The organism is Paenibacillus sp. P4_A7 (assembly GCF_056402455.1).
On record NZ_JBFUHJ010000319.1, the window covers coordinates 1 to 6331 of the forward strand.

At 41.8% G+C, this 6331-nt stretch carries 7 protein-coding genes; 2 read left to right on the plus strand and 5 right to left on the minus strand.

Going from position 1 to position 6331, the window contains the following annotated elements:
- The first annotated feature begins 88 nt into the window (after window positions 1–88).
- Together AC1DWN_RS24920 and AC1DWN_RS24925 are read left to right on the plus strand one after the other, a co-directional pair.
- Window positions 89–889, plus strand: a complete 801-nt coding sequence (locus AC1DWN_RS24920) for a glycosyltransferase family 2 protein (protein ID WP_477561593.1) — start codon at window positions 89–91, stop codon at window positions 887–889.
- The gene (locus tag AC1DWN_RS24925) at window positions 879–1964 is read left to right on the plus strand and encodes a glycosyltransferase (protein WP_477561588.1); all 1086 of its coding nucleotides are present in this window, start codon (window positions 879–881) and stop codon (window positions 1962–1964) included. The genes AC1DWN_RS24920 and AC1DWN_RS24925 overlap by 11 nt, the downstream gene beginning before the upstream one ends.
- 80 nt (window positions 1965–2044) lie before the next feature.
- Here the strand turns inward: AC1DWN_RS24925 and AC1DWN_RS24930 are convergent, their stop codons facing one another.
- The 5 genes from AC1DWN_RS24930 to AC1DWN_RS24950 all read right to left on the minus strand — a co-directional run.
- On the minus strand, window positions 2045–3118 hold the full coding sequence (locus tag AC1DWN_RS24930; RefSeq protein WP_477561589.1) for a glucose-1-phosphate thymidylyltransferase: 1074 nt from the start codon (window positions 3116–3118) through the stop codon (window positions 2045–2047).
- A 233-nt stretch (window positions 3119–3351) separates the two neighbouring features.
- Window positions 3352–3624 (minus strand): hypothetical protein, encoded by a 273-nt coding sequence (locus tag AC1DWN_RS24935; protein WP_477561590.1) that lies wholly within the window; start codon window positions 3622–3624, stop codon window positions 3352–3354.
- Window positions 3624–3932: an alpha-helical endospore appendage domain-containing protein gene (locus tag AC1DWN_RS24940; RefSeq protein WP_477561594.1), complete on the minus strand. Its 309-nt coding sequence runs from the start codon at window positions 3930–3932 to the stop codon at window positions 3624–3626. The genes AC1DWN_RS24935 and AC1DWN_RS24940 overlap by 1 nt, the downstream gene beginning before the upstream one ends.
- A 27-nt stretch (window positions 3933–3959) precedes the next feature.
- A complete protein-coding gene (locus tag AC1DWN_RS24945; protein WP_477561591.1) occupies window positions 3960–4244 on the minus strand; it encodes a nucleoside-diphosphate sugar epimerase in 285 nt (94 codons plus the stop codon).
- Between the two features lie 124 nt (window positions 4245–4368).
- The coding region (locus tag AC1DWN_RS24950) for a WIAG-tail domain (RefSeq protein ID WP_477561592.1) at window positions 4369–6331 on the minus strand (1963 nt) is incomplete at its 5' end.

Below are 6331 nucleotides of genomic sequence, written 5' to 3' on the forward strand. Positions count from 1 at the left end.
AGATAGTAATGAACTAGCACGTAAGCTAATTGATTTGATGAAACACCCAGACACATGGAGACAGCTCGGTTGAAAGGCGCGATTAAAAATTGAGACAGACTTCAATCGCGAGAAACAAACAGAAAAACTAGAATTACTATTTGACCAAGTCATCAAAGAACATGAACAAAAACAGCTTGAAAAACCTTTCTTTAGCGTAGTCATACCTACTTATAACCGTGAGAAATTTATTGGTAGAGCCATTAAAAGTGTGCTGAAACAATCCTGCAAAGATTATGAGCTTATCGTTGTTGACGATGGTTCGACCGATAAAACCTCAAAAATTGTGAAATCATTCGGGAAACAGGTTCAATATATTCGTCAAATAAACAAAGGGCCTTCTGAAGCAAGAAATACGGGGATTCAATCGGCAAGAGGTAAATATATTGCATTTTTGGATTCCGATGATCGCTTTCTTCCTAATAAACTCAAGGAAAATAAAAACTTTTTGATTCAAAATCAGGGCAGTCCTTTTTTGTACAGCTGGTATTACGATGTTCGGCCAGGGAGAAGTAGAAGACTCATTCGCGATCTCAAAAGCTATCCTAATTTAAAGAGGTTTCGCGATCACCTGTTTAAACGAAAAATTACGATCCGAACTTCAACAGTTGTTATTCAAGAGGATTGTTTTGATCAAACTGGACTATTTAACGCGAAATATCGCTATTCGCAAGATTGGGATATGTGGCTTCGTTTAGCATGCAAATACCCAGGAAGCTGCCAGAAGGAACCATTATCCGTCTATCGCAGGCATCATCGAAAGAGAATTCCAGGAAGTAAACGTCACTCTATCATAAGGAAAGCAGCTAAGAAGCTATATAAAAGGAGTGGAACAATAGATGCTAACTGATTCCCCTGCTATTTTGCACCATAAGTACTCTTTAGATGATGGGCATGTAGCACAACAAATCAACAAAGTCGATGGGTACAAGGGGATTATGATAACGGATAATCCATCTGAATATGTTGAGCAATCTCCGTTTACATCCGTTTTTTCATTAAAAGCAATTAAACGAAATCCGAGCCTTCTAAAAAAAAATAATGTAGTCGGTGTTCATGTTCATCACGGTTCTCTAGCTCCAAAATTTCAATTTCTGAAAGAACAATATAACATTCCTTTGTTTGTCAGTTTTCGAGGAAAAGATGCCACTGCCTATCCTAAAAAAGAAAAAAATCTAGCTCGCTTGAAAAAGCTGTTTGCAACGGCGGATCTGTTTCTACCAGTATGTGAGCATCTTAAACAAGAAATCGTTAAATTAGGATGTCCCGAGCATAAAATTCGTGTATTGTATGGCGGCACTGATTTGAATCGATTCAACTATAAACCGCGTAAATTAGAAAATAAGGAAAAGGTTCGTTTTTTGGCAATTGGACGTTTTGTCGAGAAAAAAGGCTTTTCCACCCTAATCCATGCGTTTGCCGATGTAATTAAGCAGCATAAGAAAGTTGAATTACAATTAATAGGTTCAGGCCCTTGTGAAGCCGAATATCGCAAACTTATAAAAAAATACCGTCTTGAAAAAAATGTGCAAATCATTTCCTGGGTCGATTATCGAAAAATCCAGAAAAAGTATTACAGTTCTCATATATTTTGTGCCCCAAGCTGTACAGATAAGGAAGGGAATCAAGAGGGAATTCCTAATACGCTAAAAGAGGCAATGGCTACTGGGATGCCTGTTATATCAACGATCCATGCAGGAATTCCAGAGCTTGTCACACACAAAGCATCAGGACTTCTGGTCCCTGAAGGATCCGTTGATGAGCTGGCAAAAGCTATGATTTGGTTAATAAAAAACCCAAATGAGTGGAAAAAAATCGGTGAAAACGCACGTAGGAAAATAGAAACAGACTTTAATCTCGCTATACAATTGAAAACACAACAGAAGTATTATGATGAAATCATTTTAAATAAATTAGAAAATTGAAACATGAAAAAATGGCGGTACAGGGGCTATTCCTGTACCGCCTTTCTTCAATTTTCGTGAAAGCCACACGAAATATTTTTTTAAGAAGGGAAATTGATTTGAGAATGATCCCCTACCCACAGCTGAACCCGCTTCGGCTGCTGCGATTTTCCCATCAATTTTACTTCTCCGCCTATTAAGCTTTCATCAATGCGATCCGGAATGTTCTGTAGTACGGTATTCTCTAAAATAATGCTATTTTCAAGCTCGCAATTGTAAATAGACACATGCTCAGAAATCGATGTGTACGGGCCAATATAGGAATTTTCTACAATTGTATTTGGACCAATAATGACTGGACCCCTAATAATGSTATTAATAATTTTAGCGTTTTCTCCGATTATAACTGGTGATGAGACATTAGAATTCAGGTCGACTTCCCCTTGAATATTAAGGCCTTTTATTTTTTGCAGAAAATACTGATTGCACGTGAGCAAATCTTTTGGCTGTCCAGTATCTTTCCACCAATAAGGGGATCGAAATACACCCAGCTGATGATGGTCATCAATCAATTGTTGAATCGCATCAGTTAGCTCATATTCCCCCCGTAATGATGGAACAATTTTCTCAATTGCGCCAAAAAGGGAATTCCGAAACAAATAAACGCCATTTATAGCTAAATTACTTAAACTATTTTTAGGTTTCTCTACTACTTTAACGATTTTCTCTCCATCCAGTTGAACAACACCGAATTGCTCTGGGTTTTCCACAAGGCTAACCGATATCAATCCGTCCAAATTTTCATGCTCGAATTTGTCTATAAGCGGCTGAAGTGAACCGTCGATTATATTGTCACCTAAATATAAAAGAAAATCATCCTCTTGAATGAAGGACTCTGCAACTCTGATGGCGTCAGCCAATCCCCTTGGTTCAGGCTGTTCGATTAGAGAAATGGTAATATCCCAAGGCGCGCCGCCTTTCAACGCTTCATCAAATATTTTCCGGTATACCGGAGAAACAACAACCGCAATCTCAGTTATACCGGCCTGGATCATTAATTCGATTCCATAGAAAATAACGGATTTGTTCATCAATGGCAAAAGATGCTTTGGTCGAGAAAACGTCAAAGGACGCAATCGAGAACCTAAACCACCACATAAAATCAAGCCTTTCAAAATATATAACCTCCCGCTGTACAGTCATGCCGTGCTTGCAATCATTCATTCCTCTTTCTACTATATGGAAGAAGGTTTCTAGTTGGCACGGTACTTGCCTTGGGTTTGAAAATCTAATTTATAGAATGATTTGAAAACAGTCATAAAATAATAGATTCGTAAACAACAAAAAAAGGCCAAGGACATAAATACCTAAAGCCTTTAATTGAAACCAACTCTTCTCTTCAAAGATCCTATAGCCGCAACCAGGGCTGCAGCCATGGTTCACCCGGCCTCGCACTCCGCCTAGCTCGTTTGCGCTTATCTAAGCCCGCTATCAACTCTGTAATCGATTTCTGCATCGCGGTTAATGAATGCATATTATCTCGTAATAGCTTAGCTGTTTCAGGCGAGTACTCCCCAATATCAGCTATACTCTCCAACACTCTGGCAAGCGCCTGCAGGCTTCTTGCCAATGAAGCCAGGAGGGCTGTTCTCGCCTCACGCTCCAGCTTTTCGCTATCCATTAGTTATTATCACCAAATGAAAAAGAGTCATTATGCCCTTCCTCATCCCTTTGAAGCACAACCTTCATGATTGAGACCATACCTAAATTAACTTTTGTAATGCCATCAATGAGTTGAATCACCTGTTCATGTATTTGCAAGGATTGACTTAGCTGGATTTGCTGTGAGTTTTCATTATGCTGATGGTTGCAAAACATGCTGCGCATTTTCTCTGCCTCTGCAGCCTTCGCTTCCAGCATTACAGCTATGCTCTGCTGCATATCGACCGTAGACCCAAGCATGCGCAAATAAGCTTCTTTGCGATTCATCACTACCACAGCCTCCTTAAAGGATCCTTATTCTTCCTCATCTGCTTCCTTTAGTCCATGAATAACAAAGGATAATTGAGCGGCTATCGATTCCTCTAAGTCCCCTATGCTTGTTAAGTAAGCGGCTATATTGTTCGCTAAGGCTTGTGTATTTTCTAGACACGCCGGCAATTCAGCAGAATGCTCGTCTGGAAGCGCCTCTACGAGTTTAGACAATTTCATCGTCACATGACTATCGGCCTCCGCCATGCGAGCAAGCTGTTGACTAGATTTAGACATGTGCTTCAACATTTCTGTCACCATATCTTGCATAGTATCCACACTCCCTGCTTCTACAGCATATGCACTGCCTACAATTGTGATACTCTTTGAGCGTTCCAAAAAAAGAGGACCTTGACGCGGAAGGCTTCCGCTCCAAATCCTCTTTTTGCTTTCCCTATGCTCTTCCTATTGCAATCCAGTTTAAGCTGCCTATCGGCTCGTGGCTAATTCGAATACGAATTATTTTGATGATTGCTTGATCCTCTTTCTTCGAATGAACGACTGCATAACAAGCGGTATTGTCAGATGTGACTGTTAATACGTAACCGTTGTCTATGAACGGCTCATTGAATGCTATTGTAAGCTCGACCTGCTCTTCTTGAGCCGTAAAGCTGTATGGAGCCAATCCGAATTGCTGCTTTACGATTCCTTGAGATGAATTCGTTATGACTGGCGCAAACCGTAAATGGTCTAATTCAATTGAATTTTCCGTAATATGATTACCAGAAATCGTTTTTTCTGCGATATGCTTACCTTGAATCGTCGCTAACCCAATTGAATAATCAGGCAACAAGCCAGATGACAGTTTGTCGGCCGTAATACTTCCGTTGACTAGTTTATCAGTAGTAATACTGCCGTCGGCTAGCTGCTCAGTACCAACGCTTCCTAGCGTCAGCTTATCAGTCGTTACGCTGCCAATGGACAGCTGTTCCGTGCCAACAGAGCCCGCTTCTATTTGCTCGCTGCCGACAACAGCTGCCGAAAGTTTCTCACGTGTAACTGCACCATCATTCAAATGCTTCGACCGCACGCTATCAACTGCTAATTGTTCGCTGCTGATTGAACCAAATTGTATCTCGCTTCCAACGATGCTTCCCTCTGTTATTTTATTAAAAGCAAGCACTTCGTTAGCCAGATGAGCTAATGTTATCGTACCTTTATTAATGTGGTAGCCCTGTATCGTTTCTGGCTTCAGATGGTTTCCAGACAGTGACACGTTCTGTATATGCTCACCAGATACGGAGTCTAGAGCTAACTTAGACTGCGTTACCGACTCATCTTGTAATGCTTGCTCGCCAACGCTTCCTTCTGCCAGCTTTTCAGTCGTCACACTGCCTATTGAAAGATGCTCAGCTTCAACACTTCCATGCGCGAGCTGCTTGCTGCTAATCGAGCCTGGCTTCAGCTTGCTGCCAACAATGCTTTCATCTGTTACTTTATCGAAAGTAACCACGTTAGCAGCCAAATGGGCTAATGTTATCGTACCTTTTTGAATGTGATAACCCTCGACTGTTTCCGGCTTTAGATGTTTTCCAGTCAATGACTCTAGCTTCAGATGCTTTCCGGACAACGATACGTACTGTATATGCTCACCCGATACGGAGTCTAGAGCTAACTTAGACTGCGTTACCGACTCATCCTGGAGTGCTTCCTCGCCAACACTTCCTTCTGCTAGCTTCTCAGTAGTTATGCTGCCAGTTGACAGATGCTGAGCTTCTACACTTCCATGCGCCAGCTGCTTACTGCTGATTGTACCTGACTTGATCTTGCTGCCAACGATGCTTTCCTCTGTTACTTTATCGAAAGTAAGCACATGGTCAGCCAGATGGGCTAATGTTATCGTACCTTTTTGAATGTGATAGCCCTCGACCATTTCTGGCTYCAGATGCTTTCCGGACARYGWTTCGGACTGCACATGCTCACCCGATACGGAGTCTAGAGCTAACTTAGACTGCGTTACCGACTCATCTTKYAAYGCYTGCTCGCCAACGCTWCCTTCTGCMAGCTTCTCAKCAGTYACGCTGCCGGTTGACAGATGCTCYGCTTCTACACTTCCAAGCSMCAGCTGCTTACTGCTAATTGAGCCTGACTTCAGYTTGCTGCCAACMATGCTTTCATCTGCTACTTTATCAAAAGTAACCACGTCATCAGCCAGATGGGCCAACGTTATCGTACCTTTTTGAATGTTGTAGCCCTCGACCGTTTCTGGCTTCAGATGTTTTCCAGTCAATGACTCTGGCTCCAGATGCTTTCCGGACAGCGTTTCGGACTGCACATGCTCACCCGATACGGAGTCTAGAGCTAACTTAGACTGCGTTACCGACTCATCTTTCAACGCTTGCTCGCCAACGCTACCT

Excerpts from the sequence above, each read along its gene's own strand:
- AC1DWN_RS24925 (WP_477561588.1), top strand. The coding sequence starts at position 879 with ATGCTAACTGATTCCCCTGCTATTTTGCACCATAAGTACTCTTTAGAT.
- AC1DWN_RS24935 (WP_477561590.1), bottom strand. The coding sequence starts at position 3,624 with ATGGATAGCGAAAAGCTGGAGCGTGAGGCGAGAACAGCCCTCCTGGCT.
- AC1DWN_RS24940 (WP_477561594.1), bottom strand. The coding sequence starts at position 3,932 with ATGAATCGCAAAGAAGCTTATTTGCGCATGCTTGGGTCTACGGTCGAT.
- AC1DWN_RS24945 (WP_477561591.1), bottom strand. The coding sequence starts at position 4,244 with ATGCAAGATATGGTGACAGAAATGTTGAAGCACATGTCTAAATCTAGT.